This window comes from Streptomyces sp. NPDC043685, from assembly GCF_056436585.1.
In genome coordinates this window covers 252,061-278,118 of sequence record NZ_JBWKCH010000003.1, presented here as the reverse complement: position 1 = coordinate 278,118, position 26,058 = coordinate 252,061, and the positions used below count along the sequence as shown (strand labels likewise).

Below are 26,058 nucleotides of genomic sequence, written 5' to 3'. Positions count from 1 at the left end.
CATGCAGATCGGTCTTGTGGGTCTCGGCAAGATGGGCGGCAACATGCGCGAGCGCCTGCGCAACGCCGGCCACACCGTCATCGGCTACGACACCGACCCCGAGAAGTCCGACGCCAGCAGTCTGGCCGACCTCGTCAACCAGCTGGAAGCGCCCCGCACGGTCTGGATCATGGTCCCGGCCGGCGAGCCCACCCAGCACGTCATCGACCAGCTCGCGGGCCTGCTGAAGCCGTACGACACGGTGGTCGACGGCGGCAACTCCCGCTGGACGGACGACGAGCGGCACGCCGAGGAGCTCGGCAAGCGCGGCATCGGTTTCGTCGACGCGGGTGTCTCCGGCGGCGTGTGGGGCCTGAAGAACGGCTATGCCCTGATGGTCGGCGGTGAGAAGGAGTACGTCGACCGGCTGCGGCCGATCTTCGAGGCGCTCAAGCCGGAGGGCCCCTACGGCTTCGTCCACGCGGGCAGGGTCGGCGCCGGGCACTTCGCGAAGATGGTCCACAACGGCATCGAGTACGCGATGATGCAGGCCTACGCCGAGGGCTGGGAGCTGCTGGAGGCCGTGGATTCGGTGGACAACGTCCGCGAGGTGTTCCGCTCCTGGCAGGACGGCACCGTCATCCGCTCCTGGCTGCTGGACCTGGCGGTGGACGCCCTCGACGAGGACGAGCACCTGGAGGAGCTCCGGGGTTACGCCCAGGACTCCGGCGAGGGACGCTGGACCGTGGAGGCCGCGATCGACAACTCCGTGCCGCTGCCCGCGATCACCGCCTCCCTCTACTCCCGGTTCGCCTCCCGGCAGGACGACTCGCCGCAGATGAAGATGATCGCCGCGCTGCGCAACCAGTTCGGCGGCCACGCCGTCGAGTCCGCGAAGAAGGCGTAGGACGTGGGTGATCTGCTGCTGGTCCGCCACGGCGAGACGGAGTGGAGCCGGAGCGGACAGCACACCAGCTTCACCGACCTGCCCCTCACCCCGAACGGTGAGGAGCAGGCCACGTCGCTCGCTCCGCTCCTCGCGGACCGCTCCTTCGCGCTGGTCCTCACCAGCCCGCTCGCCCGTGCGGTGCGCACGGCCGAACTCGCGGGCCTGACGGGGGCCGTGCGGGAGGCGGACCTGCACGAGTGGTACTACGGCGCCTACGAGGGCGTCACCACCGAGGAGATACACCGCACCCGCCCCGACTGGGACCTGTGGACCGACGGGAATCCGCCCGGCCCCGACGGCGAGCCGGGCGAATCCCCGCGGGAGGTCGGCGAACGGGCGGACCGGGTGCTGGCCCGGGCGGCGAAGGCGCTGCCCGAGGGCGATGTGCTGCTGGTGGCCCACGGCCACTTCCTGCGCGTCGTGACCGCCCGCCGGCTGGGTCTGTCCCCGGCGGAGGGACGGTTGTTCCGGCTGGAGACCGGCACGGTCTGCCGGCTGTCGACCGAGCACGGCAGACCCGTGATCGCGGAGTGGAACACCAGGGCGTAACCGGCCCCGGCCGGAGGTGAGTTGACAGCCTCCGGCCGGGCGCGCCAGAGTCCCGGCTGATGGAGACCGACCACCGGACACCCGCCGAGGAGCGGGTGTGGCGTGCCTTCGCACGGGGGCAGGACGTCGATTTCCGGGGCCCGGCGGACGAGGACCCGGCGCGGGGCGCCGACTGGGGCCCCGAGCGGACCCTGCGGGCGTCCGTGGTGCGGGCACTGCTGCTGAGCGCCCCGCAGGAGGACGGGGAGACTGCGGCGCTCCGTGTGGCGGGCGCGCGCATCACCGGGGTGCTCAACCTCCAGTACGGCGAGATCGGCCACGCCGTGCGCCTGAGCGACTGCTTCTTCGAGGAGGTGCCCGTCCTGTACGCGGCGCGGCTGCGCCAGTTGAACCTGCGCCGCTCGGTCCTGCCCGGCCTGGACGCCGCCACCCTGCGCGTGGACGGTGTCCTGCGCCTGTCGGGCTGTTCGTTCGGGGGGCCCGTGCGGCTCGGCGGCGCGCAGCTGTCCGGTGCGCTGTTCCTGGACGGCGCCGCCGTCGGCGAACCGCCCCCCGGCCAGCCGGCGCTCCAGCTCAACCACATGAGCGTCGGTGACGGCCTGTCGGCGCCGGGTCTGCGGACACGCGGTGAGGTGCGGCTGACCGGCACGTCGGTCGCCGGCACCGTCGACCTCAACGGGGCGCGGCTGGCGGCCGGTGCAGGAGAGGTCGCCCTCGACGCCGAGACGCTCACGGTGGACGGCGACGCCCTGCTGCGCGAGGCGGACGTGCTGGGCTGGATCGGTCTGCGCGGCGCCCGGATCGCGGGCCGGCTCGACCTGTCGCACGCGCGCCTGGCGAACCCGGGTGACGCGGCCCTGCGGGCCAGCAGCTGCACCATCGGGGAGCTCTGGCTGCGCAGGAGTCCGCCCATGGCGGGCACGCTCAACCTGCGCCGCGCCCAGCTGGACGTGCTGTTCCTGGAGCCGGAGGTCGTCCCCGAGGAGGTCCTGCTCAACAGCCTCGTCTACACCTCCCTCACCCCGCACGAGCCCGCCGAGCGGCGTCTGGCGATGCTGGAGCGCGACGGCGAGGGCTATGTCCCGCACGCCTACGAGCAGTTGACCGCGGCCTACCGCCGGATCGGGGACGACGACGCCGCCCGCGTCGTCCAGCTCGCCAAGCAGCGCCGCCGGCGCGCCACCCTGCCCTGGTACGGCCGGCTGTGGGGCCATGTGCAGGATGCCACCGTCGGTTACGGCTTCCGCCCCCTGCGCGCCGCGGGCTGGCTGGTGTCACTGCTGGTGATCGGTTCCCTCGCCTACGCGCTGCACCACCCCGAGCCGCTGAAGGCGGACGAGGCGCCGCAGTTCAACCCGGTCTTCTACACCCTCGACCTGCTGCTGCCGGTGATCTCCTTCGGGCAGGAGGCCGCGTTCGCCCCGACCGGCGGATACCAGTGGCTCGCCTACGCCCTGGTGCTCACGGGCTGGATCCTCGCCACCACCGTCGTCACCGGCATCACCCGGACCGTCAGCCGCCAGTGAGCACCCGCACCGCGTGCTGCGCGGCCAGCCGCACCGGGGCGCTGGCGGCGTGTTGAGCCCGTCGAAGCCCAGGTCGCGGGCGGACCGCAGCAGTTCGCCCACCCCTAGAATCACCGGCACCGGCACCTCCGCCCGAAGGAACCAGATGACCAGCGTCGACGAACCGGCACGGCCTGGCGAGCGCATCCGTGACGCCGCCCGCACCCGGGCCGAGATCCTCGACGTCGCCACCGAGGAGTTCGCGCGGGCCGGCTACGACGGGGCCCGGGTGGACGAGATCGCCGCCCGCACCCGCACCACGAAACGGATGATCTACTACTACTTCGGCGGCAAGGAACAGCTGTTCACCGCCGTGCTGGAGCGGGCCTACGGCGTGATCCGGGAGGCCGAGCAGCGGCTCGACGTCGACCACTTGGACCCGGTGGCCGCCATCCGGCGCCTGGCCGAGCTGACCTTCGACCACCACGAGCAACACCCGGACTTCATCCGCCTGGTGAGCATCGAGAACATCCACGAGGCGCAGCACATCGCCGCCTCGGAGAAGCTCGGGAAGATCGGCTCCCCCGCCCTGGACGTGATCCGCCGCATCCTGGCGTCGGGCCAGGAGTCAGGTCTGTTCACGGCCGACGTCGACGCCGTCGACCTGCACGCGATGATCTCCTCGTTCTGCTTCTTCCGGGTCTCCAACCGGCACACCTTCGGCGCGCTGTTCGGCCGCGACCTGCTCGACCGGGCGCAGCGGGCCCACTACCGGGCGATGCTGGGCGACATGGTGATCGCCTACCTGACGGCGGAGCGCTCTGGTTAGCCGCGATCCGGCACGTCCCCTCTGCTCGTCCAATGCCCCGCTCCGCCGCTGGCCTACGCCACCGGCGACGCGGTCGGCATGTCGCGCACGGCCATGCTGTGAGTGGGCGCCCTGGCCATTGGATGCTCCAGCGCCCTCGCTCACGTGTTCTTACCCGATCATGAACCGTTCCTGCACCACGATGGGGTCTCGGGCGGCCCGGGCGGGGTATGCCCGATCTCACCTCGACGAGTGCGACGGGAGAAGAGCCATGGCACAGCTGCGACAAGAGGTCGATCCGGGTGAGGCGGGGCTGGATCCGCGGGTGCTGGACCGCATGGACCGGCACTTCGCGGCGCTGGTCGACGGCGGGCGGCTGCCGGGCTTCCTCGTGTCCGTCGCCCGGGCCGGACGTGTCGCCCACCTCGCCACCCACGGACTGCGCGACATCGCGGCCGGGCTGCCGGTCGAGCCCGACACGCTGTGGCGGGTCTACTCCATGACCAAGCCGGTCACCGCGGTCGCCGCGCTGCTCCTGATGGAGGAGGGCAGGCTGTCCCCGGACGACCCGGTCGCCGTCCATCTGCCCTCGTTCGCCGACCCGAGGGTCTACGTCGCGGGCTCCGGGCCCGACGTCGAGACCCGCCCGGCCGAGGGCCCGATCCTGGTCCGGCATCTGCTGACCCACACCTCGGGCCTGACCTTCGGCTTCTACCACGCCCACCCCGTCGACGCCCTGTACCGCGAGGCCGGTCTGGAGTCGTCGGTGCCGCGGGGCGCGGACCTGGCCGAGACCATCGAGGTCTACGCCGGCCTGCCGCTCCAGTTCGAGCCGGGCACCGAGTGGAACTACTCGGTGGCCAGCAACGTCCTGGGCCGGATCATCGAGGTCGTGTCCGGGCAGCCCCTCGACGTGTTCTGCGCGGAGCGGATCTTCGGGCCGCTCGGCATGACGGACGCGGGCTTCCACGTCACGGACGCGCAGGCGCCCCGGCTGTCCGAGATGTACGGGGAGAAGGAGGGCGGCGGCATCGAGCCGATTCCGGGGCTCCCGCTGCGCGGCCGGCCGCGGTTCCTGTCGGGCAGCGGCGGCATGGTCTGCTCCGCCCACGACTACCACCGCTTCATGGAGATGCTGCGCCGCCGGGGCGAACTGGACGGCGTGCGGCTGCTCGAACCCCGGACGGTGGACCTGATGACCCGCAACCACCTGCCCGGCGGCTCCGACCTGCGGGCCTTCGGCAGCCGCCCCGCCCATGACGAGCCCGGCAACGAGGGGCTCGGCTTCGGCTTCAACTGCTCGGTGGTGATCGACCCGTCCCGCACCCTGGCCCCGTCGGGGCTGGGCGCCTTCGGCTGGAGCGGCGTGGCCACGACGACGTTCTGGGTCGACCCGGGCCGTGACCTGACGGTGCAGTTCATGACACAGGTACGGCCCAGAACGTCCCACACGGTCTTCAAGGACCTCAAGCGGATGGTCCACGAGGCCCTGACGCAGCCATGACCGCTACCTGTCGACGCGGAGGGTGAACTCCACCCCATCCCGGGCGAGTTCCGGCACCACCGCTCGGGCCGGGCGGCCGTCCGGGCGGCGTGGACGGTGCCGCTCGCGGCCGCCGGTTCAGCGCTCACGGGGCTTGCCCTCGACCTCGTCGAGGCCGTGGGCGCGGGACGCCTCATGGAACCGGTCCAGACAGCGTCCCCAGGGTCCCCCGACGCCGAAGTCGAGCAGGTGGGGCAGCAGGGCGGCCGAGAAGTCGGTGCTGGACTCCAGCGGCAGCAGGGAGGGCAGGTTGTCGATGGCGATCAGGTCGAGCGGCGGTGCGTCGCGCAGCCGCCGTACGGGCTCGTCCCAGGAGGTGGTCTCGTCGTACACCGGCAGGACGTTGAGCGGGGAGCCGACGTCGCAGGTCACGTCGCACAGGGTGCGCAGCCGGCGGCCCGGGGCGTCGAGGTCCCGCTCACGGACGAAGGGCGGGACGGGGGTGGTGGCGAGCACCGCGTTGACCATGACCTCGTGCTCCAGCAGGGCGCGGCGGTCCAGGTCCCGGGTCTCGGCGAGGTCCCAGCAGGTCGGTTCGATCCCGGCGGCGGCGAAGGCGGAGCGGGCACCGCGGCCGCTGCGGCCCAGCGCGCCGACGACGAGTCCGGCGATGTCGTGGTCACCGGCGACGGGCTTCAGCGTCTCGTCCAGGTCTTCCTTGGTGGTCGGCGTCAGCGGTGCCCGCAGCCGGCCTTGGTGACTGAGGACCGCCAGCGCCGCCCCCAGGTAGCCGGCCCAGAATCCGAAGGCGGCGAGGCGTCGTCCGCTGTCGTCCACCAGGTACTCCAGGTCGAACAGCGCCCCGCCCCCGGCGGCGAACCGGCCCAGCAGGTCCGCCGCGCCCGGCTGGCTCTTGTAGGCGTGGCCGAAGAAGATGTGCCGGTGCGCCAGTTCGGCGGGCTCGTCCGGCAGTTCCTTCAGGCCGAGCACGACGGCGTCGCGCGGTGCCGTCGCCCAGGAGCCGGCGGGCACGACACGGCAGCCGGCCGCCTCGTACTCCTCGGTCGGGAAGACCCGCTGCGGGGACTCCTCGACGGTCAGTCGCACTCCGTTCCCGACGAGCCGCCGGGCGTCGTCGGGAACGATCGGAGTGCGTCGCTCGGTCGTGCGGGCCTCGTGGCGCAGCCACAGATGGAGCTCGGTCATCGCAGGTGGGCCTCCGGCGTGAGGCGTCGGCCGCGAGGACCGACGCTCAAGGGGCGGACGTCCACGAAGCGTACGCGTCAGGAGGAGCTGACCACGGCGTCCAGGTGGGGCAGGTGGTGGTCGAGGCGTTCCCGCTTGGTGCGCAGGTAGGTGATGTTGTTCTCGCACGGCGGGATCAGCAGCGGCACCTGCTCGGCGACCGTGATGCCGTGGTCCACCAGCGCCTCGCGCTTGCGCGGGTTGTTCGACATCAGACGCACCGACCGCACGCCCAGGTCGTCCAGGATCCGCGCGGCGACGCCGTAGTCGCGGGAGTCGACCGGCAGGCCGAGGGCCAGATTGGCCTCGACGGTGTCCAGGCCCTCCGCCTGCAGGGCCATGGCGCGCAGCTTGGCGAGCAGGCCGATGCCACGGCCCTCGTGCCCTCTGAGGTAGACGACGATGCCCGCGCCCTCGTTGACGACCGCGCGCAGCGCGGCGTCGAGCTGGTCACCGCACTCGCAGTGCTGGGAGCCGAAGGCGTCGCCGGTCAGGCACTCCGAATGCAGCCGTATGAGGACGTCGTCCGTGCCGATCTCTCCGTAGACCAGCGCCACCTGTTCGTCACCGCGGTCATGGTCCAGGTAACCGACCGCCTGGAATTTCCCGTACACGGTGGGCAAGGGCGCATTCACGACGCGTTCCACGCCGGTCCGCTGCGCCGACTTCTTGCCGAGTACGCCAATTTTTTCTGTCATGATTCTCGAGTTCCTAAGCAGAGACGAAAGGCCGTGACGTTATGAGTGATCTGGTGCCGGCGGACACCACGGAAGACGTACGGACGCGGGGCTCCGGTGTCTCACGGCAGGTCGCGGTGCTTCCCGTGGGGAGCTTCGAGCAACACGGCCCGTACCTCCCGCTGGCGACCGACACGCTCGTCGCCTGTGCCGTCGCGCGGGAGATAGCCGGCGCGTACCCGGTGCACCTCCTTCCTCCGGTGACGATCTCGTGCTCGCACGAGCACGCGGCCTGGCCGGGGACCGTCAGCATCTCCTCGGTGACCCTTCATGCGGTGGTACGGGACATCGCGGCGTCGCTGCGCCGGTCCGGCGTCGAGGCCCTGGTGGTGGTCAACGGGCACGGCGGCAACTACGTACTGGGCAACGTGGTGCAGGAGTCCTCCGCGCGCGGCGAGCGGATGGCGCTCTTCCCGGCCGCGGAGGACTGGGAGGCGGCGCGCGAGCGGGCGGGTGTGGTCACCTCGCTGCTCACCGACATGCACGCGGGGGAAATCGAGACCTCCATCCTTCTGCATGCTCATCCCGAAATGCTCCGACCCGGTTACGAGACATCCGATTTCGTCGCTGACGACCGGCGTCATCTGCTCACCCTCGGCATGTCCGGCTATACCGATTCCGGTGTCATCGGGCGTCCTTCACTGGGTTCGGCGGAAAAGGGGAAGGAACTCCTGGCGAGCCTCGCGGATTCCTTCGGGGCGTATTTCTCGATCCTGACCTCCGACGCGTAGTCGCCCTGGGGCTCCGGGGCCTCGGGAGCGACCCGGGCCCCGGCCCGCAGGCCCGCGTACCAGCGGGCCACGAGCACGATCAGGCCGGGCAGGCTGGCCACGAGGCTGAGCACCCCGTAGACGACCGCGACGGCCAGGCCCCGGCCGGCTCCCAGGCCGGCGGCGCCGAACGCCCAGGCGGTGACGCCCTCTCGGGGGCCCCAGCCGCCGACGTTCAGCGGCAGGCCCATCGCCAGCAGGGCGAGGACCGCGAGGGGGAGCAGGACGGCCACGGAGGCGGCGGTCCCGGCGACCCGGGCGGCGAGTACGAACATCGCGACGTAACCTGCCAGCACCACCACGGAGGAGACAACCACCGCGGGCCCGTTCTCCCGTGACAGCAGCCCCTCACGGGCTTCGGTGAGGACGGCGCGCAGCCTGCGACCGCGGGCAGAGGGTGCCGAACGGTTCATGCGCAGGGCCAGGACGACGGCGAGCGCGCCCAGGGCGGCCAGGCCCACGGGCACCGCGATGTGCCGCGCCTGGGTCAGCACCGGGGACGGCATGGTCAGCAGGACCACGGCCCCGACGGCGAACAACGCCAGCTGGCCCGCGGCCCGTTCGAGGACGACGGCCTTCACGCCCCGCCGCAGGTCGCCCTCGCTCCGCCCATGGCGCACGGCCCGGTGCACATCGCCGAGGACGCCTCCGGGCAGGGCCGCGTTCAGGAACAGCGCGCGGTAGTAGTCGGCGACGGCCGGCCCGAACGGCAGCCGGATCCTGAGCCCCCGGGCCACGATCGCCCACCGCCACGCGCTGCACACGGTGGTGACGAGACCGATCCCGAGCGCGAGCAGCACCGACATCCCGTCGATCCGCCGCAGCCCGTCCAGGAACACACCGGTCCCGAGCCGCCAGAACAGCACGCTGAGGATGGCGACACCGGCGAGGGTTCCCAGGTGCGTACGGACCCGGGCGGAACCTAGGCGAGCCAGGGCCGTACGGATCGGGCGGGGCGAGGAGGCAGCGGGGGCGGCCGGCTCGGTCAGGACGGCCGAGGAGGCAGCGGGGGCGGTCGGCTCGGTCAGGACGGCGCCCATCGGCCCGGCGCCGTCAGAGCCGTTGCCCTCCGGGGCCGAGTCCGGTGTGGGGGTTGCGGACAGCCGGCCGGGGGCGGCGGGACCGCTTGTGCCGTCCGGGGCCGGGAGCGGCACGATCACCCCGGCCCGGACCGTAACCGCCGCTCCGGCCGCCGCGGCCGCACCCGCGCCGGTGGTGGACGGCCGGAGCGTGCGCGGACGCGGTCCCGTCGCCTGGAGGCTCATGACGCTCCGCCCGCCGGGCGGGACAGGGCGAGGAGGTCGACGTGGTGAACGATGACGCGCAACTCGCCCGCGGCGCACTGGGCCACACGGTCGGACAGGTAGGCGTCGGCTTCGGCCCGCAGTTCGGGCCGCTCCTCGACGGCCGCGCCGACCCAGCCGCGCAGCCACTGCTCGGTGAGCGCGGCCTGGTCCGGGCCGAGCCGCCAGGGGCTGGGATGCAGCCGTACCGTCGCGCCGTGCTCGGAGAACGCCTCGGCCGCCACCGTGACCGCGTCGGGCCCGAGCAGGCCGTCGCGGCGCTGGTGGGCGTTGAACGCCTCGGCGATCTCCGCGTCCAGCGGGTGGGGCGGGGTCAGTTCCACCCGCCCGGCGACGGACAGCGTCAGCAGGGCGGGGCAGCCGGCTCCGGCGCACGCGGCCGCGAAGGTGTCGATCTCCTCGCGGGTGAGGACGTCCAGCAGGGCGGACGCCGTGACCAGGGACGCGCCGTGCAGGGCGTCCGGGGTGAGGCGGGCGATGTCACCACGCCGCGTCTCCACCGTGACCCGGCTGCCGTCGGCGGCCGAGCGCGGGGAGGCGACGGCGGCGAAGTGCAGCAGGTAGGGGTCACGGTCGTGCAGCACCCAGTGCTGGGCGCCGTCGAGGCGGGGCGCGAGCCAGCGGCCCATCGAGCCGGTGCCGCAGCCCAGGTCGTGGATGACGACGCCACCGGACTTGCCCGGCAGGTTGGCGAGCCGGATCCGCAGCGGGTCGAGCAGGTCGTGCGCCCGGGCGGCGGCATCGGCCGGCTCCCGCAACTCCAGCCACTCCGGCGCGTACCGGGGCGGATCCTCGGGGTCGGCCTCGCGCAGCTTCACGGTCGGCCGCGCGCCGGGCCTGCCGCTCGGACCGGCACCGGGGATGACCGCGCCGGAGACCTGACCGGGGGTGGACGCGGCACCGGAGCCCGGTCCCGGCCTCACGGCGTCACCGGCCTGCCCCGGCCCGGGCCTGCCGCCCGGGAGCACGGCGTCCGCGGCCCGCACCCGCGCGTCCGGCCCACCGGGGACCGTGCCCGGCCTGCCCGCCGCGGCCCGCACCGGTCCCGGGTGCGCGCCCGGTATCGCACCCTGTGCCATCGTGGCCTCCCTCGGCCCGGGTTGCGCCGGAATCGCCCCGCCCTGCTGAGTCGTCGTCGCCGGGTTGGTCATGCGGCCCTCCGGGGTTCGGTGGTGAGCCGGCGCAGGACCGCCGCCAGGCTCTGTGCGGTCGTCGCCCAGCCGCCGAGGGCGGCGCGGCGCCCGCGGGCGGCGGCCTTCAGCCGGCGTCGTACGTCCGCCTCGCCGAACCAGCCGCGCAGTTCGGCGGCGATGGCGGCGGGGTTCTCCGGCGGGACGAGGATGCCGGGCACTCCGCCGTCGGGCGCGCGGCCGACCGCTTCCGGCACCCCGCCGACGTCGGTGGCCAGCACCGGGATGCCCCGTGCCAGGGCCTCGGTCACCGCCATGCCGTACGTCTCGGCGTAGGAGGTGAGGACCATCAGGTCGGCGGTGGCGTAGCTGGCGTCCAGCGCGGCGCCGGACTTGGGCCCGGCCAGCTCCAGCCGGTCCTGGAGTCCGTGCTCGGCGATGAGCGACCGCAGATGGGCGACGTATTCGGGGTCCTGGGTCAGCCCGCCGACGCACACGCAGCTCCACGGCAGGTCGGCCACCCTGGCCAGCGCCTCGACCAGCCGGTGCTGGCCCTTGCGCGGGGTCACGGCGGCCACGCACAGCAGGCGCGACACGCCGTCGGTGCCGGGGGCGAGCGGCGCGATGTCGGCGCCGGGGGCGGCGACATGGACCCGCTCGGGGGGCAGGCCGTGGTGGGAGACCAGACGGCGGACCGCCCAGTCGCTGGTGGCGATCACCGCCGGCACCGCGCGCAGCACCGTCCGTTCCCTGGCGTCCAGTTCGGCGGCCACGGCCGCGTCGAGGCCGGTCTCGTCGCCGAGCGGCAGGTGGACGAGGACGGCCATCCGCAGCCGTTCCGCCTCGGGCACCACGACCTCCGGCACACCGCAGGCCACCAGTCCGTCGAGCAGGACCACGGCCCCGTCGGGCAGGGCGCTCAGGGTGCGGGCGAGTTCCGTTCGGGCGGCTGTGCCCGGCCGGGGCCAGTCACCGGCCACGGCGTGCTTGGTCACCTGCCAGCCGAAGCCGGGCAGGTCCAGGCACACGCGCCGGTCGTAGGCGTTGCCACCGCTGGGTGCCGCCGGGTCGTCGACGCCGCCCGGCAGCACGAAGTGCACGGTGCGCAGGGACATGGGGATGATCTCGGCGTTCTTCAGAGAGGCGTGCTGCACGGGAACATAATTCAGCCGTGCCGGCGCCGGCCCGGGCTGCCCGGGCCGTTCGATCGTCGTGTCGGTCACAGCGCACGCTCGTAACTCGCCCAGGCGATGTGCGACTCGTGCAGGGTGACCGTGAGGCCCGCGATGCCCTTGGCGCCCTCGCCCAGCGCCCCCTTGTGGATGCGCTCGGCGAGCCGGTCGGCGATGACCTTGGCGAGGAACTCCGTGGAGGTGTTGACTCCGGCGAAGTCGGGCTCGTTGTCGAGGTTGCGGTAGTTCAGCTCGCTGACGACCGCGCCCAGTTCCTGGGTGGCCAGCCCGATGTCGACGACGATGTTGTCGTCGTCCAGCTGTTCGCGCCGGAACGTGGCGTCCACCAGGAACGTGGCGCCGTGGAGGCGCTGGGCAGGTCCGAAGACGTCGCCACGGAAGCTGTGGGCGATCATGATGTGATCGCGGACGGTGATGCTGAACAACGGACGACCCTCCAGGTGCGGCGCGTCTGCTCCCCGCTCCGGGTGCCGGGGATGCCGAGTAGTACGGCTCCTTCCCTTCCCTTGTTCAGCCTTCCGTACGTCTTTTCTCAGGTCAGGCGCTCTCGTCGTAACGGACGCGGTGGCACAGTGCGGGGATGTCGCCCGAGACGAGCCTGGGCAGCACGTCCGGCAGGTCCTCGAAGGGGGACTCACCGGTGATGAGGGCGTCGAGCGCGGGATCGGCGAGCAGGTCCAGGGCGACCGCGAGCCGGTCGGCGTAGGTGCGGTGGGGGCGGGCCGGGGAGACGGTGCCGACCTGGCTGCTGCGGATGACCAGCCGCCGGGAGTGGAAGGCCTCGCCGAGCGGAAGGCTGACCTTCCGGTCGCCGTACCAGCTCAGTTCGAGGACGGTGCCCTCGGCGGTGAGGAGTTCGAGGGACCGTGCGAGTCCCGCCTCCGTGGCGCTGGCGTGCACGACCAGGTCGCGGTCCCCGTCGGCGTCCTGGGGGGTGGCGAAGCCGACACCGAGCGCCTCGGCGATCTTCGCGCGGGACGGGTCGGCGTCGACGAGCTGGACGTGGACGCCGGGGAAGCGGGCGAGGAGGGCGGCGACCGAGCAGCCGACCATGCCGCCGCCGACCACGGCGATGCGGTCGCCGATCAGGGGCGCGGCGTCCCACAGGGCGTTCACGGCGGTCTCCACGGTCCCGGCGAGCACGGCCCGTTCGGCGGGCACGGTGTCCGGGACGGGGGTGACCGCTGAGGCCGGGACGACGTAGCGGGTCTGGTGCGGGTAGAGGCAGAACACCGTGCGGCCGGTGAGCTCCCGGGGCCCCTCCTCCACCACGCCGACGTTGAGGTAGCCGTACTTCACGGGGCCCGGGAAGTCGCCTTCCTGGAACGGCGCGCGCATGGCCGTGTGCTGGCTGACGGGCACACCGCCGCGGAAGACGAGCGTCTCGGTGCCGCGGCTGACGCCGGAGAACAGCGTGCGGACCAGCACCTCGTCCGCGCCGGGCACCGGCAGGTCGACGTCCCGGACGGCGCCCTGCCCGGGCGAGTCGATCCAGAACGCACGTGCCGTGTCCTTCATCGAAGTCCTCCTGAACGATCGGGAAGCCGCTTGCGTACCGAGGGGTGCACAGGCCGCGCACAACGTAGCGGCGTTGATCGACTCTGTCACACGGCCGGAGGGTGTTCGGTGGCCCTGAACAACACGTACGACGCGAGGCTCGTCCAGCAGGAGACCGCCCTGGGGGCGGGCGTGCAGCTGCTGCTGCTGGCCCTGATCGGCACGGCGATCGGGATGGGGCCGGCGGGCTGGCTGACCGGCCTCGCGTTCGCGTTCGCCACCTGGGCGGTGCTCTCCCGGGCCCTGCACCGCTCCCGGTCGCGCTCCTTCGGGCCGGCGAACCGGGTCACCCTCGGCCGGGCCACCCTGGTCGGCGGGGTCACCGCGCTGGTCGCCGACTCCTTCCAGAGCTCACCGCCCGTGTCGCTGTTCGTCGGCCTGACGGCGGTGGCGCTGATCCTCGACGGCGTCGACGGCAAGGTGGCCCGCCGCACCGGCACCTCGACCCCGCTCGGGGCGCGCTTCGACATGGAGGTCGACGCGTTCCTCATCCTGGTGCTGAGCGTGTACGTGTCGATGGCCCTGGGCCCGTGGGTGCTGCTGATCGGCGGCATGCGGTACGTCTTCGTGGCCGCCGCCCGCGTCTGGCCCTGGCTGACGGCCGCGCTCCCGCCGAGCACCGCCCGCAAGACCGTCGCCGCGCTCCAGGGCGTGCTGCTGCTCCTCGCGGGCGCCGATCTCCTGCCGTACGCCGCCAACTTCGGGGTCGCGACCCTGGCACTGGGTCTGCTGGTGTGGTCGTTCGGGCGGGACGTGCTGTGGCTGTACCGCACCTCGCGGGTCGTGAAGACCCCGGTCGCACGGCAGGTGCGGGAACTCGTCGCGGGCTGACGCCTCCTGCGGGACGGGGGCCGGTGAGCAGCCTTGGCGTTCGGCGACTACGACCGTCAACGCGCCCGGTACCACTGGAGCTGACGGATCGGCCGGACAGCACGGCCGGTCGAGGTCACAGACGCGGTAGCCGCCGTCGCAGGTGTAGTCGCCGGCGAGGATGCCGACGGGGTCGCCGGTGTCCAGGAGGCTGTTGCGGGCGCCGATGAACGCGTGGAACGTCCCGGCGAGCGCGTCCCTCTCCAGCCGCGCGTACTCACGCACCTCCAGTCGCACCCTGAAGCCCGCCCTCTCGAGCTGCTGTTGCACGACCTGGGCGACCTCGGGCAGCTCGGGCCGGTTCCCGTACGGAGTAAGCGATTTGACACCGGTGGGGAGCACTCCCTAAACCTAGCCACATGACATCCATTTTCAAAAAGGTGGAGCGGTCGTGAGGGTCGCGTTCGTCGGCAAGGGCGGCAGCGGCAAGACCACCTTGTCGGCGCTCTTCTCCCGCCACCTGGCATGCTCCGGCGCCCCGGTCCTCGCCATCGACGGCGACATCAACCAGCACCTCGCCGAGGCGCTCGGCGGTGCGGAGGTGTCCGCGCCTCCCCTGGGCGCGCACCTGGCCGACATCAAGGCCTGCCTTCGCGGCACGAACCCCCGCATCGCCTCCCCCGAGGCGATGATCAAGACGACCCCGCCGGGCCGCGGTTCCCGCCTGCTCCGACCGCTGGGCGACGACGAGCTGCACGCGCGGCACGTCGGCCGGGCGGGCGGCGTCCCGCTGATGGTCACGGGCGAGTTCGACGAGTCGGACCTGGGCGTGGCCTGCTACCACTCCAAGCTCGGCGCGGTGGAGCTCTACCTCGGGCACCTGCTGGACGGCCCCGGCGAGTACGTCGTGGTCGACATGACGGCGGGCGCGGACGCCTTCGCCTCGGGGCTGTTCACCCGCTTCGACATCACGTTCCTGGTGGCCGAACCCACCCGCAAGGGCGTCTCGGTGTACCGCCAGTACCGTGACCACGCCGAGCAGTTCGGCATCCGTGTCGCGGTCGTCGGCAACAAGGTCACCTGCGAGGACGACCTGCTCTTCCTCAAGGAGCAGGTGGGCGACGACCTGCTGACCCACCTGGTGCACTCCCCCTGGGTGCGCGCGGCCGAGCAGGGCCGTACCGAGTCCGGCCCGGACGCGCTGGCGTCGCTGGAGCCGCACAACCGCCACGCCCTCACGGTCCTGCGCGACACGGTCGACTCCCTGCCGCGCGACTGGGACCGGCTCCACCGCCACGCGGTCGAGTTCCACCTGCGCAACGTCCACGCCTGGGCGGACGCGCGGACGAGCCAGGACCTCGCGGCGCAGGTGGACCCGGATTACATCCCGGGCAGCGGATCGGGCACCTGATCCGAGAACCCCGCCAGGGCCGTCACGAACGCCTGCGCCCCGTCCCGCCACGGGAAGTGCCCCGCCCCGCTCAGCACGACGAGTTCGGCGCGCCGGAACAACCCGGCGTACTCCTTCATCACGCGCACCGGCGCGGCGATGTCGTACTCCCCCGCGACGACGAGCACCGACGAGGGCGACGCGGCGAGAGCGGCACGCGTCGCGCCGGGGTCGAAGGCACCCTCCGAGGCGTACAGGGCCGCGGCCTCGCCGTTGCGCTGCTCCTGCTCCGCGGCGCGGAACGCCCGGGCCTCCTCGTCCCAGCGGCCGAACCAGAAGGGCGCGACGGCGTCCCAGTCGGTGGGGGCGGCACGGCCGGAGGTGATCGCCTCCAGGGACGCGTACGCCGGTGCGAACCACGGTTCGTCCCGGCGCAGTCGGGCCGTCTCCAGCCGGTCCTCGGCCGTGATGTCGAGGCCGACGGCGAACACGCTGGGCGTGACGAGCGCGAGCCGCCCCACCCGCTGGGGATGGCGGGCCGCGTACAGCACGGCCAAATTCGCCCCGGCGGAGTGACCGAGCAGGTCCATCCGCTCCAGGCCCAGTTCCGCCCGCAGCGCCTCGACATCGCCGACCAGCCGGTCGCAGCGGTAGGACGCCGTGTCACTCGGCACCGCGGACCGCCCCGTGCCCCGCAGATCCAGCCGGATCAGGGTGCGGTGCGCCGTCAGCCCACCCAGGTCCCCCAGATAGACGGAGTCCTGCATGGGCCCACCGGGCAGGCAGACCAGCGGTGGCCCCTCCCCCGTGACGTGGTAGGCGAGGGTGGTGCCGTCAGGAGCGGAGAAGGCGGGCATGCGCGCGACCCTGTCAGCCGACGGCGCCCCGGACAACCGGATTTCCACCGCCGGAGGCCGGTGACCGGTCTCTCCGGCTACTCGATCCCCGTGGCGTCGAGCAGCCGGACCACGTCCTTGCGCCCGTAACCGAGCAGTCTGGCGCGGTCGGCCGCCATCAGCACCAGGTGTGCCGCGATCTTCGCCGCGTGACCGTCCTTGTTCTCCGCGTCGAACCATTCCTGGGGCCTCTCGACACCCAGGCTGTTCATCACCAGCCCGTGCTCCCGGCGGACCTCCGCGACGGTACCGGCGACCGCGTCCATGAGCGTCTTCCCCGGCCGCTCGCACTCCAGGACGAAGCACCCCCGGTCGACCGGCACGCACCCCCGAGGGGGACGCGCCCGCACCCCCGCATACCTCTCGTCCCCGAACCCCATGGCCCGGAACTCCTCGTGCACCAGGGAGAACCGATGGAACCCGGGCGGAACCGGAGGCGGTGGGGGCGTGTACTCCCATCCGGCGTCCTCGTACAACTGCCGCTTGACCTCTTCCGCGTCGGCGAGCGTCACGGTGAAGCCGTTGGCCTCGTTGCGCCCGGTCGTCGTGCCGTCGGGGTTGCGATGGAAGTGCAGGCCCATGGTGTGCTCCGATGAAGTCGTAAGGGTGGTGGGACGAGAAGTCCCCGTCACCAGCTCGAACGGCCCGCGCAGCCGGCCCGTGCCCGCTGCTCGGCGGCACCACCCCATCGCGTGAAAACCGGCAATGCGGGAACTGGCCGACCGAGCGGGACGGGCGGTTGTTACGCTCCTGCGGTGAGCATTCCGGGCCCCGCAGAGATCCAAGCGCTGCACGAGAAGTACGCGCCCACCCCGGAGGCGTTCAGCCTCGTCCACACGCACTGCGAGATCGTCTGGGGAATCGCCGAGCAGCTTCTCGCGGCACCCGGTCTCGCCCACCTCGACGCCGACCTGGTCCGCGCCGGCTGCCTCCTGCACGACATCGGCGTCTACCGCCTCTACGACGACGCCGGACACCTGGACCACCGCAACTACATCCGGCACGGCCTGCTCGGCCACGAGATCCTCCAGGCGGAGGGTTTCCCCGAGACCCTCCGCCGCTTCTGCTCCCACCACACCGGAGTGGGGCTCACACGGCAGGACATCGTGAGCCAGGGGCTGCCCCTGCCGCCCGCCGACTACGTGGCGGTGACGGAGGAGGAGAGGCTGGTGATGTACGCGGACAAGTTCCACACCAAGTCCCGGCCGTCGGTGTACCTCACCCCCGACGAGTACGCCGCCCACGTCCGCCGCTTCGGTGCGGACAAGGTGACCGCCTTCCAGGCCCTGCGCGCGGAGTTCGGGGACCCGGACCTCACCGGGCCCGTGCCGGGCTTCGGAGCGGGAGAAGACCCCACGACGGCCGCCGTTCAGGCGTAGCAGCCGGGAATCACCTGGTCCGCGTGAAGACCCAGGGCGTTCCACCCGCACCAGCACCCTGGGCCTGAGCACCACCCTCGCCACCGGACTGTTCGCGTACCGAGCGGGCACGGGGCCCTGCGGTCACAGGGGTCTCCACTTCATCGGCTCAGGCGCGTGGTTCTCCGCCCTGGAATGCACGCACTGGTACGCAGCACCTTTACGCTGCGATCCCGCAGAGCCTGTAAGGCGTCCGGCCCGCTTCCACTGTTACCGGATACTCTGCAGCAACTGCCCCGTGGCCGTGACAGTCCAGAACGACCAGCCGTTGCGGTTCGGATTCACCTGTGGGTTGAGGGCGTGCACCACAGCGACCGCCGCCCCGCTCGGAGTCTCGTACTCGCCACGCCCCGGACCGGAGGGGATTCTCACGACGCGGGACGAGGGGTCGTAGTAGGCGTCGACGCGCCGGCCTTCGTAGATCGCATGGACCTCGACACCCTGCTCCGTGCGGAGTTCCTGGATCTCCGCTCCGACGAGCGTGGGCGCGGCCGGGTCCTCCGCGATCAGCTCCTCGTCGGCAGGCAGCTCGTCGGTGTCCCGGTGCGCGGCCTGCGTGCCGTAGCGGGGAAGCCCCAGCAGCTCGTTGAGGACGTTGGCCAGCAAGCGCCGGCGTGCGGCCAGGAAGTCGGGGAAGCGGTCGAGGGACCACAGCTCCGGCTCTTCGGGGATCCACTGTTCCGCCAGGCGTTCCGAGGCGATCTCCGCCATGTACTCGGCGGGCAGCCGTGAGGAGATCATCTTGTTGGTCTGGCCCGTGATGAAGGCCAGGTTGGCGAGGCTGTTCCACTCCTCCTTCGCGTACGTTCCCTGCACCCGGGCACGCGGGAACACGTGGTGGAACTCGATGTTGGCTCCGGTGTTCATCGGCTGGTCACTGATGGCGATGTTGGTCGCCCAGTCTCGTGCCGTGCCCCGCAGCGCGGCGATGTAAAGGAGCTTGAAGAAGGGGTGCGTGGAGTACTTCTGCTCCAGATCCCTCGGGTGCAGGGCGCTGTCCAACGACCTGGTGCCGGAGGCCCGTCGGATGAGCTCGGCGAACAGGCCCTCACCCTCGCGTGACTTGACCAGTCTGGCCTCGGCGTCGAGCTTGCCCTCCACCTGGAGGGAGTAGTGGCTGAACGCCATCGCCGTGTAGACCCAGCGGCGCAACAGCTGGGCCTCTCCCGGACGCAGCTTGCCGTCCCGGTGGTGCAGCAGCAGTGCGGGCACGATCGCGACGTTCGGCGACGACAGGATTTCGGACCGGGGGATCGAGCACTCACCCTTCAGGAAGTCGATGGCGAAGCGCAGGGCCCTTTCGGTGTCCTGCCAGGCCTCCTTCAGCGCGGCTTCGTCCACCTCGGCTCCGATGAGCTTGATGTGATGGGCTCCGGTTCCCGCGAGCAGGCTCATGAGACGCAGGACGGCTTCCCTGTTGAGTGCGAAGTTGCTGTCCCGCAGTTCCTGGTGGAAGGAGTCCATGGTGTCCAGGCCGTCGGCCCAGCGGGCCGCGATGGCGCTGTACACGAGATCGCCCTTGGACAGCCGTCGGCCGCCCTTGTTCAGACGGGCGAAGAGCTCGGCGACCTCTTCGTAGTCGTCGGACTCATAGGTGATGACCGCGATCTGGTGATGCCGGATGTTGTTCACCTTCTGCATCCGCTGCGTCCACGTGTCGAAGTCCGGATCGTCGAACGGCACCCCCGCCTTGTGCAGGACCTGGTAGAACTGCACGTTTTCCTGCAGCAGCGTCGATACCGGGATCAGGAGCGGGTCCTTGCGCTGTACGGCGCTCGGATTGACGAACTCCTCGGTGCGCACGTCGAAGCGCAGATCGATGAGCCGGCCGTCAGCCTTGGACTCAGGCCGGTACACCCAGGCGAGCGAGGTCAACCGCTGCTGCCCGTCCAGCAGATAGAGAGGCTGGTGCATCGACTTGTCGGTCTGGACGACGGCAGCGGTCTTGAAGGGGACGGTCAGACTGGTCTTCCACAACAGCAGGGCACCGACCGGGTAGCCGCGGTAGAGGGAATCGAAGAGGTCGCGTACATCGGGCCTCATCCAGACGAAGTCGCGCTGGATGGAAGGAATGACGACACTTCCCCGCAGCAGGTTCTCGACCTGAGAGATGATCTTGTCGTTTGCCAGCCCCATGCTGCCGCCCCCACCGTGCGAGTGATCTACAGCACACACGATAACTGTCGTCTCCGTCTGCCGTCCCGCGCCCGGGAGAGGCGCCCTTTGACCTCCCTCAGATCTCCCTCAAGAGAATTGCCTGAAGCGCGCGACCCTCTGCATGATCTTGCGGTCGCACCGACCGCACCGGCCGCCTGACCAGCGGACGGCGCCGCCGTGTGGCCCGCGCACCCGACCGGTGCGCCGAACAACTGCACAGCAAACAGGGGGAAGACGTGACCACGTCATCCATAGTCGAAGACCGCCCGGCCAAGGGGACCGGCCGGTGGAACACCAGGCTGCGCGATATCGCCGCGCTGACGGCGGCAGCCGTCGCGTTGGGCGTGGCGGCGCCGCTGGCCTCCGCCTCGGCTGCTGAGCGCAGCGCGTTGCCCGCGCCGGGAGTGAGCGCCGTCGCAGACGCGGACACCGGGCTCGAGGTCCTGGAAGGCCTTGATGAGGATGCGGCTTTCGCGGGTCTGGAGGAGGCTCTCCAACTCATCAGCGAGATCCCGGACGATGTGCTCGCTCAAGGGCAGGAAGCGAGCGAGCAGTGGCTTCAGGCCCGTCTGGGAGACACGGCGGGCAAGGGGCAGATCCGGCTGATGAAGTTCAGTGCCGGCGGTTGTGCCCGCGGGATCCTGCTGGCCGTCGGCTCGAACGTTCTGGCCATCGGCAAGGTCTACAAGGTCAAGAAGGCGATCGACAAGCTCGGCGGCATCAAGAAGGTCGTCAAGAAGATCCAGGACAAGAAGAAGCGCGGCAAGAAGAGCTTCAAAAAGGCGATCATGGAGGTCTTCGAGGAGAGCGGAACCGGCCTCGGCGCGATCGCCGCGGAGATCCTGGGTGTGGACCAGGTCATCGAGCACTGCTGGTGAACCCGGCCCTGAGACAAGGAGGCACAGCATGCACACCGTTGCCTTGATTCTGCAGTGGACGTTCCTCGTCGTCGGGTTCGTCGTCCTCGGGGCGGCCGCGGTGAGTTCGGCACGGATGAAACGCGCCGGGGCAGGCTTCTCAGGAGTCGTCGAGCATCTTGAACGGCGGTGGTTCGGAGCTGGGTCGGTCCTTCTCGCGCTCCTCGCCGGTGCCGCCGCCATGGTGGGGGCAGGACGCCTCACGGGGGGAGGCGTCGGCATCGACGAGGCGGCACTCACCGTGTTCCCGCTCGCCCTGGTCGCATCCTTCGGGGTGCGCAGACTCACCACCCGGAGGGGCCATGAGACAGCGACCCGGGTATCGGGCCTCGTCCTCGTTCCCGCGCTGCTCGGGGCAGTGATGTCCGCGGGCTGACACCGGTTTCGCCGCCGGACGGCAACGACGGGCCGCCGGAGCTCCGGGCAGGGGCTCCGGCGGCCGGTCGCCCCTCAGGCCGCCTCGCGCGCCTGACTCCGGTGGGCCCGGACGACATCGGCGTACCGGTGGCCCGACCCCTTGATCGTGCGCTTCTGCGTCGCGTAGTCCACGTGCACGAGCCCGAACCGCTTCTCGTAGCCGTACGCCCACTCGAAGTTGTCCAGCAGTGACCAGGCGAAGTAGCCGGCCAGCGGGGCCCCCTTGCGGGCGGCGGACGCGCAGGCCGCGAGGTGGCCCAGCAGGTAGTCCTGCCGCTCGGGGTCGTCGACCGTGCCGTCGGGGCGGACGGTGTCGGGGTGGGCCGAGCCGTTCTCCGTGACGTACAGCCGCCGGGCCCCGTAGTCGTCGGTGAGCCGCAGCAGCAGGGCCTCGATGCCGCTCGCGTCGATCTCCCAGTCCATGCCGGTGCGCGGGACGCCGTCGCGGCGGACGGCCCGGGCGTACGGAGCCGGGCCTTGGGGATCGTCGGTGACGGTCTGCGGAAAGTAGTAGTTCAGGCCCAGCCAGTCCAGCGGGGCGGCGATGGCCGCCGAGTCGCCCTGCCGCTCCGGGAGTTCGACGCCGTAGAGCTCGCGCATGTCCGCCGGGAAGCCCCTGCCGTGCACCGGGTCGAGCCACCAGCGGTTGGTGTGGCCGTCCATGCGGTGGGCGGCGGTGATGTCCTCGGGGCGGTCGGTGGCGGGGTGGATGGTGGAGAGGTTGTTGACGATGCCGACCTGTGCCGCCGGGGCCGCCGCGCGGATCGCACGGGTTGCCAGCCCGTGGCCGAGCAGCAGGTGGTAGGAGGCGCGGACGGCGGCGGTGAGGTCCGTCAGGCCGGGGGCCATCTTGCCCTCGAGGTGGCCGATCCACGCCGAGCACAGGGGCTCGTTGAGGGTGGCCCAGTGGGTGGCGCGGTCGCCGAGACGCTCGGCGACGACCGAGGCGTACTCGGCGAACGCGTGGGCCGTGTCGCGCTCGGGCCAGCCGCCCCGGTCCTGGAGCGCCTGCGGCAGGTCCCAGTGGTAGAGGGTGACGGACGGGGTGATGCCCGCCTCCAGCAGGCCGTCGATCAACTTGTCGTAGAAGGCGAGGCCCTTGGGGTTGACGGGGCCGTCGCCGCCCGGGACGACGCGCGGCCAGGCCACCGAGAGGCGGTAGGCGTTCACGCCGAGCCGGCGCATCAGGCCGATGTCCTCGCGCCAGCGGTGGTAGTGGTCGCAGGCGACATCGCCGTGGTCGCCGCCGGCGGTCTTCCCGGGGGTGTGCGAGAACGTGTCCCAGATCGACGGCGAGCGGCCGTCCTCCGCCACGGCTCCCTCGATCTGGTACGCCGAGGTGGCCGTGCCCCACAGGAAGTCGTGCGGGAGTGCGGCGAGGTCGATGGTCACGGAAGTCCCTTCGAGAACGGGCGAGTCGGTCACTTGACGGCACCCGCCGTCAGGCCGGCCACGAGGTAGCGCTGGAGCAGCAGGAAGCCCGCGACCACGGGGACGCTGACGACCAGCGAGGCGGCCATGATCTGGTTCCAGTACACGTCGTTGAGGGTGGAGTAGCCCTGGAGTCCGACGGCGAGGGTGCGGGTGGTGTCGTTGGTCATCACCGACGCGAACAGCACCTCGCCCCAGGCGGTCATGAAGGCGTAGACCGCGACCGCGATGATGCCGGGCACGGCCGCCGGGACGACGACCCGGAACAGCGCGCCGAGCGGGCCGCAGCCGTCGACCAGGGCCGCCTCGTCCAGGTCGCGCGGCACCGAGTCGAAGTAGCCGATCAGCATCCAGATCGAGAACGGCAGGGAGAAGGTGAGGTAGGTGAGGATCAGGCCGCCGCGCGAGCCGAACAGGGCGATGCCCGTCGCGTTGCCGATGTTGACGTAGATAAGGAAGAGCGGGAGCAGGAAGAGGATGCCCGGGAACATCTGCGTCGACAGCACGGTGACGGTGAAGACGCGTTTGCCCCTGAAGTCGTAACGGCTGACGGCGTAGGCCGAGAAGACCGCGATGACGACCGAGCAGACCGTCGCCGCGCCCGCCACCACCAGGGAGTTGACGAAGTAGCGCGCCAGCGGGACCGTCGACCAGATGTCGATGTACGGGCGGAGGGTCAGCTCGCTCGGCAGCCAGCGGAACGTGCCGGTCACGTCGGCCAGGGGCTTCAGCGAGCTGGAGACCATGACGTACACCGGGACCAGCACGAAGCCCGTCAGCAGGGTGAGGAAGATCCGCCGGGACCACAGGAACGAGCGGGGCGGGGCCATGGGGGACGTGGTCGTGGAGGACGTGGTCATGGGGGACGTGGTCATGGGGCGGTCCTCCGTCCGCGCGAGGTGAGGGCGAGGTACGCGCCCGTGACCAGCAGCAGGAACAGCAGCAGCAGGACGGACATCGCGGAACCGGTGCCGAAGTTCCAGGTGACGAACGACGCCTGGTAGATGTGCACCGAGATGAGGTCGGCGGCCTCCGGCGCGGTCCTGCCGAACAGCACGAACGGCGTGTTGAAGTCGTTGAACGTCCACAGGAACAGGACGAGGACCAGGACCTGGTTGACCGGGCGCAGCGACGGCAGGGTGATGCGGCGGATCTGCTGCCACACACCGGCGCCGTCCAGGGCGGCGGCCTCGTACAGCTCGCGCGGGATGTTCTGCAGGCCCGCCATGACGATGAGGAAGGCGAAGGGCCAGCCCTTCCACACCGACACCGTCAGCAGGGCGATGAAGCTGTTGTCGCCGATCAGCCAGAAGGACCGCTTGTCGGTCAGGCCCAGCTGGTCGTGCAGCACGTGGTTCACCAGGCCGTTGTCGTGCTGGAACATGAACACCCAGGTGATGACGGCCGCGTAGACCGGCAGCGCGTACGGGACGAGGAACAGCGCCCTCAGCAGGCCCCGGCCCCGGAAGGTGTCCTGCATGAACACCGCCGCGGCCGTGCCGATCAGCCAGCACAGGCCGACCGACAGCAGGGTGAAGGCCACGGTGACGAGGAACGAGTGGAGCAGCGCCTCCCCGACCGGGGCGTCGAAGTCCACCGAGACCTTGTAGTTGTCGAGGGCGGACCAGGGGGCGGCGCCCCAGTCGCGGATGTAGAACTGCGTGAGCTCCTTGAAGCTCATGACGATGCCGATCACCATCGGCACCAGGTGGACGAGGAGTTCGAGGAGCAGGGCGGGCAGGAGCAGCAGGTAGGGCAGGCCCGCGCGGCGGATCCGCCCGGTGGGGCGGCGGGGGCCGCGCGCCGTGCCGGGCGGGCTCTTGCGGACCGCCGGCCTCTCGGCCTGGGCAGTGGTCGTCATGTCGGTCAGGCCGCCGGCATCTGCTGCTGGGCCTTCTCCAGGGCCGCCTTGACCGAAGCCGTGGTGACCGGGCGCCCGGCGGCCGCGTCGGCGAACAGGCTCTTGACGGCCGTGCCGACCGCCGTCTCGAACTGGGACTCGTCGGCGACCTGCGGCAGTGCCACGGCGCTCTTCGCGAGGGTGTCCTTGAGGACGGTGTTGGCCGGGGTGGCGAAGGCGGCGTCCGTCTGGGCCGACTTGACCGGCGGGATCGTGCTGTAGGCCTTGTTGAGGATCTTCTGCTCGGTGTCGCTCGTCATGAACTTCACGAACTTCGTGGCGCCGTCGGTGTTGTCGGTGTTCTTGAAGACGGCGAGGTTGATGCCCGCGACCATCGAGTTGACCTGCTTGCCGGTGCCGGGGGTGCCGGACCGCACGGGCACGGGGGCGATGCCGTAGTCGTCCTTGCTCATGCCCTGCGACTCGAGGTTGGCGGAGGCGGACTGCCACAGCAGCATCGCCGTCCTGCCCTTGGCGAAGTCGCTGACGGACTGGTTCTGCGCGTATTCGGCGTTGCCCGGCGCGATGACCTTGTCCTTGGCCATCAGGTCGACGTACTGCTTGACCGCGGCGACGGTCCCGTCGCTCGTGAAGTCGGCCTTGCCGTCGGCGGTGAAGAAGTCGGCGCCGTGCTGCTTGGCGAAGACGAAGGCGTGGTGGATGTTCTCCGACGGGTTCGAGCCCTCCATGCCCAGGGCCCACTTGCCGTCCCTGGACAGCTTCTTGCCGTCGGCGACGAGCTCGTCCCAGGTGGCCGGCGGCTTCGAGATGCCCGCGTCGGCGAACATCTTCTTGTTGTAGTAGAGCGCGTAGGCCATCGAGTACAGCGGCACCGCCGCCGGGTCCTCGCCCTCGGCGCCCGTGGAGCCGAGCGCCGAGTCGACGAACCGGTCCCTGCCGCCGATCTTGTCGAAGTTCTCGGCGTCCCAGGGCAGCAGCGCACCGGTGGCCTGGAGCGAGGCGCTCCAGGTGTTGCCTATGTTGAGCACGTCCGGGCCCTGGCCGGAGGTGGTGGCGGTGAGGATCCGGTTCAGCAGGTCCGACCAGGGGACGACCTCCAGCTTCACCTTGATGCCGGTCTGCTGCTCGAACTTGTCGAGTTCGGGCTGGAGGACCTTCTTGTCGACCTCGATGCCGGCGCCCTGGTTGGACGCCCAGTAGGTGAGTGTCCTGGGCGAGTCGTTCGATCCGCCGCCGGTCGCGGAGCCGCCTCCGCAGGCCGTGGCCGCGAGGGCGAGTGACAGTGTGACGGCGCCTGCCGCCGCGGCTCGGATGCTGCGCATGGCTGCTCCTGGCCCTTCCGGGAGTACGGGAGTACGCCTCCCCCGTCGCGAGGGAGCCGTCATGGCTTAATTTAGGACGTGAGTTAATCCCCGGAAGGCAGTCCCGTCAAGGGTTTGGACACACTCTTGGAACTCTCGCCGGACCCCTTGACGCATCTGTTCCACGGATGAACCATTCAGCGGCGAGAGAGCGCTCCCCGCACCCCACTCCGTTCACTTCCTGAACCAGG

24 protein-coding genes and 2 pseudogenes are annotated in these 26,058 nt (G+C 71.2%); 11 read left to right on the top strand and 15 right to left on the bottom strand.

Annotated elements, in window-relative coordinates:
• Position 1 precedes the first annotated feature (1 nt).
• The 5 genes from gnd to AC0665_RS10440 all read left to right on the top strand — a co-directional run bounded on the left by gnd (position 2) and on the right by AC0665_RS10440 (position 5,294).
• Positions 2 to 886, top strand: coding sequence for a phosphogluconate dehydrogenase (NAD(+)-dependent, decarboxylating) (gene gnd / locus AC0665_RS10460; protein WP_478704811.1), 885 nt, complete (start codon positions 2 to 4; stop codon positions 884 to 886).
• A gap of 3 nt (positions 887 to 889) precedes the next feature.
• Entirely contained in the window at positions 890 to 1,477 is a 588-nt protein-coding gene (locus AC0665_RS10455; RefSeq protein WP_478508895.1) for a histidine phosphatase family protein, read from the top strand.
• A 59-nt stretch (positions 1,478 to 1,536) separates the two neighbouring features.
• On the top strand, positions 1,537 to 3,003 hold the full coding sequence (locus AC0665_RS10450) for a membrane-associated oxidoreductase (RefSeq protein WP_478704810.1): 1,467 nt from the start codon (positions 1,537 to 1,539) through the stop codon (positions 3,001 to 3,003).
• 145 nt (positions 3,004 to 3,148) lie between these two features.
• A complete protein-coding gene (locus AC0665_RS10445; RefSeq protein ID WP_478609230.1) occupies positions 3,149 to 3,811 on the top strand; it encodes a TetR family transcriptional regulator in 663 nt (220 codons plus the stop codon).
• A 250-nt stretch (positions 3,812 to 4,061) separates the two neighbouring features.
• Positions 4,062 to 5,294 (top strand): serine hydrolase domain-containing protein, encoded by a 1,233-nt coding sequence (locus AC0665_RS10440; RefSeq protein WP_478704809.1) that lies wholly within the window; start codon positions 4,062 to 4,064, stop codon positions 5,292 to 5,294.
• A 117-nt stretch (positions 5,295 to 5,411) separates the two neighbouring features.
• Here AC0665_RS10440 and AC0665_RS10435 read toward each other — a convergent pair whose 3' ends face one another.
• The gene (locus tag AC0665_RS10435) at positions 5,412 to 6,479 is read right to left on the bottom strand and encodes a saccharopine dehydrogenase (RefSeq protein WP_478704808.1); all 1,068 of its coding nucleotides are present in this window, start codon (positions 6,477 to 6,479) and stop codon (positions 5,412 to 5,414) included.
• 77 nt (positions 6,480 to 6,556) lie between these two features.
• Entirely contained in the window at positions 6,557 to 7,216 is a 660-nt protein-coding gene (ribA, locus tag AC0665_RS10430) for a GTP cyclohydrolase II (RefSeq protein WP_468403796.1), read from the bottom strand.
• A 41-nt stretch (positions 7,217 to 7,257) separates the two neighbouring features.
• Between ribA and AC0665_RS10425 the strand changes: the two genes are divergently transcribed.
• On the top strand, positions 7,258 to 7,986 hold the full coding sequence (locus AC0665_RS10425; protein ID WP_363116912.1) for a creatininase family protein: 729 nt from the start codon (positions 7,258 to 7,260) through the stop codon (positions 7,984 to 7,986).
• Between the two features lie 146 nt (positions 7,987 to 8,132).
• Here AC0665_RS10425 and AC0665_RS10420 read toward each other — a convergent pair.
• The 5 genes and pseudogenes from AC0665_RS10420 to AC0665_RS10400 all read right to left on the bottom strand — a co-directional run.
• A pseudogene (locus AC0665_RS10420) lies at positions 8,133 to 9,065 on the bottom strand (lysylphosphatidylglycerol synthase transmembrane domain-containing protein); the annotation flags it as partial.
• 221 nt (positions 9,066 to 9,286) lie between these two features.
• Positions 9,287 to 10,480, bottom strand: a complete 1,194-nt coding sequence (locus AC0665_RS10415) for a methyltransferase domain-containing protein (RefSeq protein WP_478704807.1) — start codon at positions 10,478 to 10,480, stop codon at positions 9,287 to 9,289.
• Positions 10,477 to 11,682 (bottom strand): glycosyltransferase family 4 protein, encoded by a 1,206-nt coding sequence (locus AC0665_RS10410; RefSeq protein ID WP_478704806.1) that lies wholly within the window; start codon positions 11,680 to 11,682, stop codon positions 10,477 to 10,479. Before AC0665_RS10410 ends, AC0665_RS10415 begins: the two co-directional genes overlap by 4 nt.
• Positions 11,679 to 12,077 carry a 6-pyruvoyl trahydropterin synthase family protein gene (locus AC0665_RS10405; RefSeq protein ID WP_062930213.1) on the bottom strand — a complete coding sequence of 133 codons (399 nt, stop codon included), beginning with the start codon at positions 12,075 to 12,077 and terminating at the stop codon, positions 11,679 to 11,681. Before AC0665_RS10405 ends, AC0665_RS10410 begins: the two co-directional genes overlap by 4 nt.
• A 112-nt stretch (positions 12,078 to 12,189) precedes the next feature.
• Positions 12,190 to 13,170: a zinc-dependent alcohol dehydrogenase gene (locus tag AC0665_RS10400; protein ID WP_478704805.1), complete on the bottom strand. Its 981-nt coding sequence runs from the start codon at positions 13,168 to 13,170 to the stop codon at positions 12,190 to 12,192.
• Positions 13,171 to 13,278: 108 nt separating this feature from the next.
• Between AC0665_RS10400 and AC0665_RS10395 the strand changes: the two genes are divergently transcribed.
• Complete coding sequence (locus AC0665_RS10395) at positions 13,279 to 14,040, top strand: CDP-alcohol phosphatidyltransferase family protein (protein WP_478704804.1); 762 nt, start codon at positions 13,279 to 13,281, stop codon at positions 14,038 to 14,040.
• A gap of 119 nt (positions 14,041 to 14,159) precedes the next feature.
• On the opposite strand, the pseudogene AC0665_RS10390 reads toward AC0665_RS10395, so the two are convergent.
• A pseudogene (locus AC0665_RS10390) lies at positions 14,160 to 14,400 on the bottom strand (ABC transporter substrate-binding protein); the annotation flags it as partial.
• 70 nt (positions 14,401 to 14,470) lie between these two features.
• Here AC0665_RS10390 and AC0665_RS10385 point away from each other — a divergent pair.
• Positions 14,471 to 15,430, top strand: coding sequence for an ATP-binding protein (locus AC0665_RS10385; RefSeq protein ID WP_478609247.1), 960 nt, complete (start codon positions 14,471 to 14,473; stop codon positions 15,428 to 15,430).
• On the opposite strand, the gene AC0665_RS10380 is transcribed toward AC0665_RS10385, so the two are convergent.
• Positions 15,400 to 16,266: an alpha/beta fold hydrolase gene (locus tag AC0665_RS10380; protein ID WP_478609250.1), complete on the bottom strand. Its 867-nt coding sequence runs from the start codon at positions 16,264 to 16,266 to the stop codon at positions 15,400 to 15,402. The genes AC0665_RS10385 and AC0665_RS10380 overlap by 31 nt on opposite strands.
• A gap of 77 nt (positions 16,267 to 16,343) precedes the next feature.
• A complete protein-coding gene (locus AC0665_RS10375; protein WP_468403781.1) occupies positions 16,344 to 16,886 on the bottom strand; it encodes a hypothetical protein in 543 nt (180 codons plus the stop codon).
• 174 nt (positions 16,887 to 17,060) lie between these two features.
• On the opposite strand from AC0665_RS10375, the gene AC0665_RS10370 reads away from it, so the two are divergent.
• On the top strand, positions 17,061 to 17,684 hold the full coding sequence (locus AC0665_RS10370; RefSeq protein WP_478704803.1) for an HD domain-containing protein: 624 nt from the start codon (positions 17,061 to 17,063) through the stop codon (positions 17,682 to 17,684).
• Positions 17,685 to 17,933: 249 nt separating this feature from the next.
• Here the strand turns inward: AC0665_RS10370 and AC0665_RS10365 are convergent, their stop codons facing one another.
• Positions 17,934 to 19,859, bottom strand: coding sequence for a GmrSD restriction endonuclease domain-containing protein (locus AC0665_RS10365; protein WP_478609253.1), 1,926 nt, complete (start codon positions 19,857 to 19,859; stop codon positions 17,934 to 17,936).
• A gap of 257 nt (positions 19,860 to 20,116) precedes the next feature.
• Here AC0665_RS10365 and AC0665_RS10360 point away from each other — a divergent pair, with 257 nt between their 5' ends.
• Together AC0665_RS10360 and AC0665_RS10355 are read left to right on the top strand one after the other, a co-directional pair.
• Positions 20,117 to 20,758 (top strand): hypothetical protein, encoded by a 642-nt coding sequence (locus AC0665_RS10360; protein WP_478704802.1) that lies wholly within the window; start codon positions 20,117 to 20,119, stop codon positions 20,756 to 20,758.
• A 28-nt stretch (positions 20,759 to 20,786) separates the two neighbouring features.
• Positions 20,787 to 21,173 (top strand): hypothetical protein, encoded by a 387-nt coding sequence (locus tag AC0665_RS10355; protein ID WP_468403773.1) that lies wholly within the window; start codon positions 20,787 to 20,789, stop codon positions 21,171 to 21,173.
• A gap of 74 nt (positions 21,174 to 21,247) precedes the next feature.
• Here the strand turns inward: AC0665_RS10355 and AC0665_RS10350 are convergent, their stop codons facing one another.
• Genes AC0665_RS10350 through AC0665_RS10335 form a run of 4 tightly spaced genes read right to left on the bottom strand, consistent with a single transcriptional unit; the run spans position 21,248 to position 25,828 of the window.
• Complete coding sequence (locus tag AC0665_RS10350) at positions 21,248 to 22,606, bottom strand: GH1 family beta-glucosidase (RefSeq protein ID WP_478704801.1); 1,359 nt, start codon at positions 22,604 to 22,606, stop codon at positions 21,248 to 21,250.
• A 29-nt stretch (positions 22,607 to 22,635) separates the two neighbouring features.
• The gene (locus tag AC0665_RS10345) at positions 22,636 to 23,475 is read right to left on the bottom strand and encodes a carbohydrate ABC transporter permease (protein WP_363117029.1); all 840 of its coding nucleotides are present in this window, start codon (positions 23,473 to 23,475) and stop codon (positions 22,636 to 22,638) included.
• A gap of 41 nt (positions 23,476 to 23,516) precedes the next feature.
• Positions 23,517 to 24,506, bottom strand: a complete 990-nt coding sequence (locus AC0665_RS10340; RefSeq protein ID WP_468403768.1) for a carbohydrate ABC transporter permease — start codon at positions 24,504 to 24,506, stop codon at positions 23,517 to 23,519.
• 5 nt (positions 24,507 to 24,511) lie between these two features.
• The gene (locus AC0665_RS10335) at positions 24,512 to 25,828 is read right to left on the bottom strand and encodes an ABC transporter substrate-binding protein (protein ID WP_478704800.1); all 1,317 of its coding nucleotides are present in this window, start codon (positions 25,826 to 25,828) and stop codon (positions 24,512 to 24,514) included.
• Between the last annotated feature and the right edge of the window lie 230 nt (positions 25,829 to 26,058).

What these genes read in the sequence shown, in the direction of transcription:
- AC0665_RS10415 (WP_478704807.1), bottom strand. Translation starts at nt 10,480, where the DNA reads ATGACCAACCCGGCGACGACGACTCAGCAGGGCGGGGCGATTCCGGCG.
- AC0665_RS10445 (WP_478609230.1), top strand. Translation starts at nt 3,149, where the DNA reads ATGACCAGCGTCGACGAACCGGCACGGCCTGGCGAGCGCATCCGTGAC.
- AC0665_RS10380 (WP_478609250.1), bottom strand. Translation starts at nt 16,266, where the DNA reads ATGCCCGCCTTCTCCGCTCCTGACGGCACCACCCTCGCCTACCACGTC.
- AC0665_RS10425 (WP_363116912.1), top strand. Translation starts at nt 7,258, where the DNA reads ATGAGTGATCTGGTGCCGGCGGACACCACGGAAGACGTACGGACGCGG.
- AC0665_RS10435 (WP_478704808.1), bottom strand. Translation starts at nt 6,479, where the DNA reads ATGACCGAGCTCCATCTGTGGCTGCGCCACGAGGCCCGCACGACCGAG.
- AC0665_RS10355 (WP_468403773.1), top strand. Translation starts at nt 20,787, where the DNA reads ATGCACACCGTTGCCTTGATTCTGCAGTGGACGTTCCTCGTCGTCGGG.
- AC0665_RS10365 (WP_478609253.1), bottom strand. Translation starts at nt 19,859, where the DNA reads ATGGGGCTGGCAAACGACAAGATCATCTCTCAGGTCGAGAACCTGCTG.
- gnd (WP_478704811.1), top strand. Translation starts at nt 2, where the DNA reads ATGCAGATCGGTCTTGTGGGTCTCGGCAAGATGGGCGGCAACATGCGC.
- AC0665_RS10450 (WP_478704810.1), top strand. Translation starts at nt 1,537, where the DNA reads ATGGAGACCGACCACCGGACACCCGCCGAGGAGCGGGTGTGGCGTGCC.
- AC0665_RS10375 (WP_468403781.1), bottom strand. Translation starts at nt 16,886, where the DNA reads ATGGGCCTGCACTTCCATCGCAACCCCGACGGCACGACGACCGGGCGC.
- AC0665_RS10440 (WP_478704809.1), top strand. Translation starts at nt 4,062, where the DNA reads ATGGCACAGCTGCGACAAGAGGTCGATCCGGGTGAGGCGGGGCTGGAT.
- ribA (WP_468403796.1), bottom strand. Translation starts at nt 7,216, where the DNA reads ATGACAGAAAAAATTGGCGTACTCGGCAAGAAGTCGGCGCAGCGGACC.
- AC0665_RS10345 (WP_363117029.1), bottom strand. Translation starts at nt 23,475, where the DNA reads ATGGCCCCGCCCCGCTCGTTCCTGTGGTCCCGGCGGATCTTCCTCACC.
- AC0665_RS10335 (WP_478704800.1), bottom strand. Translation starts at nt 25,828, where the DNA reads ATGCGCAGCATCCGAGCCGCGGCGGCAGGCGCCGTCACACTGTCACTC.
- AC0665_RS10400 (WP_478704805.1), bottom strand. Translation starts at nt 13,170, where the DNA reads ATGAAGGACACGGCACGTGCGTTCTGGATCGACTCGCCCGGGCAGGGC.
- AC0665_RS10340 (WP_468403768.1), bottom strand. Translation starts at nt 24,506, where the DNA reads ATGACGACCACTGCCCAGGCCGAGAGGCCGGCGGTCCGCAAGAGCCCG.